This is a genomic window from Streptomyces sp. NTH33 (assembly GCF_003236365.1).
In the GTDB taxonomy this organism is placed as follows: Bacteria; Actinomycetota; Actinomycetes; order Streptomycetales; family Streptomycetaceae; genus Streptomyces.
The window spans coordinates 1-2,258 of the sequence record NZ_POTZ01000735.1 but is presented as its reverse complement, the minus strand read 5'-3'; the positions used below and the strand labels follow the sequence as shown (position 1 = coordinate 2,258).

General features: G+C 73.7%; 2 protein-coding genes. One reads left to right on the top strand and one right to left on the bottom strand.

Features of this window, described 5'->3' with window-relative positions; all coding sequences use genetic code 11:
- The coding region (locus C1I97_RS35645) for an RluA family pseudouridine synthase (protein ID WP_111007080.1) at positions 1-815 on the top strand (815 nt) is incomplete at its 5' end.
- Positions 816-833: 18 nt separating this feature from the next.
- Here the strand turns inward: C1I97_RS35645 and C1I97_RS35640 are convergent.
- A partial coding sequence (locus C1I97_RS35640) for a cytochrome P450 (protein ID WP_111007079.1) occupies positions 834-2,258 on the bottom strand: 1,425 nt, incomplete at its 5' end.

Here is a 2,258-nt window from a genome sequence, read left to right as displayed (position 1 = left end):
GGCCCGGGGTGATCGAGGCGATGCTCGGGGCCGGGCTGATCGTGGGGGCCGACGGGCGGCCGGTGGAGCCCGACGCGCCGTACGAGCCGGGGATGTACGTGTGGTTCCACCGGGAGCTGCCCGACGAGGTGCCGGTGCCGTTCCCGCTTCGGGTGGCCCACCGCGACGAGCACCTCGTCGTCGTGGACAAGCCGCACTTCCTCGCCACCACCCCGCGCGGCTCGCACGTCGCCGAGACGGCGCTGGCCCGGTTGCGGCGGGAGCTGGACATACCGGAGCTCACCGCGGCGCACCGCCTCGACCGGCTCACCGCCGGGCTTGTGCTGTTCACGGTGCGGCCCGAGGAGCGCGGCGCGTACCAGACGCTGTTCCGCGACCGCCGGGTGCGCAAGGAGTACGAGGCCGTGGCGTCGTACGACCCGTCGCTCGCCCTGCCGCTGACCGTGCGCAGCCGGATCGTGAAGGAGCGCGGGGTGCAGGCCGCCCGGGAGGTGGCGGGCGAGCCGAACGCGGTCACGCGGGTGGAACTGGCCGAGCACCGCGCGGACGGACTCGCCCGCTACCGGCTGCTGCCCGGCACCGGGCAGACGCACCAGCTGCGGGTGCACATGAGCGCGCTGGGCGTGCCGATCCTCGGCGATCCGCTCTATCCGGTGGTGACCGGCCCCGTACCGGCCGGTGACTTCCGGCGCCCGCTGCAACTGCTCGCGCGGACCCTGGAGTTCACCGACCCGGTGACGGGGGCGGAGCGCCGTTTCACCAGCGGGCGGGAGCTCCAGGCGTGGTCGTCCTTCGCGCGGTGGGCGGGTCGGTAGCCCTTCGCCCGGTGGAGGTCAGTAACCGCGCCACCAGCGCAGGAAGCGCTGCCACACCCCCTGGGGGCGGCCCGCGCCGCCGGCCGGTACGGCGCTCGGGGCAGCCGGGGGCTCGGGCGGCGGTGGTACGGGCCTCGGCGGCGTGGGCACCGTGCCGATCTCCCAGGCCGGACGCGCCTGCGGAAACGGATGCGGGGTGTGGCTCGGCTTGGCCGTCACGTCCTGCGGCGGCCTCGGGCTGAACCGCACCGGCAGCTCCACCAGGTGCTGCGAGGCGAGGGACTGCGTCCAGCGCAGCTCCTCCTCGGCGCAGTCGAGCCGCAGGTCCGGCAGCCGCATCAGCAGCGCCTCGACGCCGACATCGGCGATGGCCCGCCCGATGTCCTGGCCGGGGCATTCGTGGGGGCCGCCGCTGAAGGCGAGGTGGGAGCGGTTGCCCTGCATGTCGGCCGTCGGATCGGGCCGTACCCGCGGGTCGACGTTGGCCGGAGCGATGCCGAGCAGCAGCCCGTCGCCCTGACGGATGTGCCGGCCGCCGAGCTCGGTGTCCTGCTTGGCGAAGTAGCCGAGGATGGTGCTGAACGGCGGCTCGTCCCACAGGGACTGCTCGACCGCCTGTGGAACCGTCATCTGCCCGCCGTTGAGCTGGGCGCGGAAACCGGGGTCGGTGAGCACCCGGCGGATGGTGTTGGCCAGCAGGTTGGCGGTGGCCTCGTAGGCGGCGATGAGCACCACCCGCAGGTGCTGGCTGACCTCGTCGTCGCTCAGGCCGGCCGGGTGGTCGATGAGGTGGCTGGTGAAGTCGTCCTCGGGCCGGGCCCGGCGGCGTGCGGTGAGCCGCCGCAGGCAGCCCATGATGTACTCGTTGCTGGCGATCGCCGTCTCGGTGCCCTTGAGCATGTCGCGGGCGGCCTGCACGATCCGGTCGTTGTACTCCTCGGGCATGCCGAGGACCTGGCACATCACCGCCATCGGCAGATGTTCGGCGAACTGGTCGACGAGTTCGGCGCGGCCCGACTCGCAGAACCGGTTGACCAGCCGCTGGGTGGCGCGGCCGATGTGGCGGCGCAGGCCGCGCGGGTCGACGGTCGCCGCGGCGCCGGTGACCGCACCACGCAGCCGCTTGTGCTCCTCGCCCTCGGCGTAGGAGCAGACGGGCTGCCAGGCGAAGTGCGGCATGAGCGGGTGGTCGGGCTTGACGGTGCCGTCCTTCAGCGGGGTCCAGATACGGCTGTCCCGGGTGAACTGCGAGGGGGTGCGCACCATGTGCAGGTTCTCGGCGTGGCCGAGGACCACCCAGATCGGTACGTCGTCGTGCAGCAGCACGGGCGCCACCGGGCCGTACTCGTCGCGGAGCCGTCGGTACAGCGCTCGCAGGTCGGGCGTCTCGTGGAGGCGGTGCAGCCCTCCGGGCCCGATGCCGTGCGCGGGGCAGCCGGGGGG